This window comes from Bradyrhizobium sp. CCBAU 11357, assembly GCF_028128865.1.
GTDB lineage: Bacteria > Pseudomonadota > Alphaproteobacteria > Rhizobiales > Xanthobacteraceae > Bradyrhizobium.
In genome coordinates this window covers 1-2,183 of the sequence record NZ_LBJW01000048.1, presented here as the reverse complement: position 1 = coordinate 2,183, position 2,183 = coordinate 1, and the positions used below count along the sequence as shown (strand labels likewise).

Annotated in this window: 2 protein-coding genes; both read right to left on the bottom strand. The window is 63.6% G+C overall.

Annotation, left to right across the window (positions count from 1 at the left end):
• On the bottom strand, positions 1 to 452 hold a 452-nt coding region (locus XI05_RS09025), incomplete at its 3' end, for a flagellin N-terminal helical domain-containing protein (RefSeq protein ID WP_442869245.1).
• Between the two features lie 356 nt (positions 453 to 808).
• Positions 809 to 2,183: DUF1522 domain-containing protein (locus tag XI05_RS09020; RefSeq protein ID WP_271500741.1), on the bottom strand; the 1,375-nt coding region annotated here is incomplete at its 5' end.

Here is a 2,183-nt window from a genome sequence, read left to right as displayed (position 1 = left end):
GTTGCCGCGGTGACGCCGCCGGCCGCACCGCTATACACGACGTTGCTGCTCGCCGTGGCGCTGGCATAGGAGGTCGTGCCACGCAGGTCGGCCGAGGTCGCACCGGAGATGGTGGTGGAGACGTTGGACTTGGTGGAATAACCGACGGTGGTCTGCAGCGCCTGGTTGGCGATCGACTTTGCGGAGTCGATCAGCTTCTGCAGCGAGGTGATGCCGGTGTTGGCGGCCTGCAGCACCTGCACGCCGTTGGCAATGCCGTCGAGCAGGTTGTTGATGTCGCTGGCGCGGTTGTCGAGCGACTGGGCGGTGAAGAAGTTGGTGGGATTGTCCAGGGCCGAGTTGACGCTCTTGCCGGTCGACAGGCGGCTTTGCGTGGTAGCGAGAAGATCAGCGGTGGACTGGAGGGAGAGCAGGTTCTGACGAACCGACGAGGAGAGGACGATACCGGACATTGAGTGTTACCCTTCTGGTACGCAACGCAACAAAACTTCGATTAGGATTAATCGATGCTCGGGACGGTGAACGTCGAGGGCTAACAAAGCATGAAGCGTGTCGCGGCAGTCCTCGTCCGGATTCACCATAACAGCGATGCGGCCAGATGGGCTCGGCCCCTATCATCATGATCAGATGATGTTTTTCATGCGCCGATGAAGCGTTTGCTACTTGTCAACCATAACTCAGAGTGAGCAATTCGCTGGACCCGACGCATCGCCTCCATCGCGCCAGAGGGCATTTGGTGGCGGCGCAAAAAGAAAGCGGCGGGGCCGAAGCCCCGCCGCCGGATCTTGCTTGCGATGTCGTCCGCGACTTAGCGGAGCAGCTGCAGCACGCTCTGCTGCGACTGGTTGGCCAGCGACAGCGCGGAGACCGCGATCGACTGGCGGGTCGACAGCGCCTGGCTGTTGGCCGCCTCAGTGTTGGTGTCGGCCAGCGTCAGGTTGGACGAGCCGGTCTGCAGCACGTTGATCAGGCTCTTGTTGAAGTCCTGACGAACCTGCACCACGGAGAGGTTCGAGCCGAGGCTCGAGGCCTCCGAGCGCAGCGTGCTCGACGCGGCGTTCAGGTTGGTCAGCACCTTGTTGGTGGCAGCGTTGTCGATGAAGTCGACGCCGCTGGTCAGCGCAGCAAGGCCCAGACCCTTGGAGTTGTAGGTCACGCCGGTGATGCTGAGGTTCGACTTGCCGGTCTCGTCGAACACCAGCTTGAGCTGATCGCCGTTCAAGAGGTTGACGCCGTTGAACGAGGAGTCCTGCGCCGTCGTGTCGATCTGGTTCAGGATGTTGTTGTACTGAGACACCAGATTGGCACGCGCGGTCTGGGCAACCGTGTCCTGGACGGGGCTGGAAGCCGTCGAGAACGTCAGCGAGGTCGTCAGCGTGCCGCCGATCGCACCACCCGCGGCGCTCGAACCGATGGTCGAGGACGCGTAGTCGTTGGTGGTGGAGACCGTCAGCAGGCCGTTGGCGTCGATCGTCGCCGTCAGGTTGTTGGCCTGCAGCTTGGTGTTGAGCTGATCGAGCGTCTTGACCGTGCCGTTGGTGCCGTCGCCGAAGGTGACGTTGACCGCCGTGCCGCCGTTGAAGGAGGTGAAGGTCAAGGTCTTGCCGCTGATGCCGCCGATGCCGGAAGTACGGGCCGCGGTGAACGCGGTCGAAGTCCCGGTGTTGCCGGCGAGGCCGAGCGCGTTCAGCGCATTGCCGGTGCCGGTGATCGCCAGATCGGCGTTGACGCCGGTCGAGATCTTGAGCAGGCCGGAGGCGTTGATCGACGAGTTGGTCTGGCCGGAGGCCGTCGCCAGTGTCGCGGTGCCGTTGGCGTTGATCGTCGCGGTCTGCACGCCGGTGGCGAGGTCGATCGCCTTCAAGACGTCGTTGACCGTGCCGCCCTGCAGATAGACCGTCGAGTTGCCGGCGCCGTCGGTAAGGACGTTGCCGCTGGTACCATATCCGGTCGGAACGCTCGGAGCACCGGTCGAGCCCGGGATCGGCGCGTTCTTGAACGAGATGACGTGACCATTGACGTTCAGCGACGAACCGTCCGTGATTGTTGCACCCAGCGAGGTCGCACTCGTCGTCCGTGCGACGTTGACGGTGGCGTTGCCGCCGCCCACCGACGAGGTCAGGCCGAGGGCCTTGAGCAGGTCGGCCTTGCCGGTGACGCTCAGATCCGCGCCCGTCGAGCTC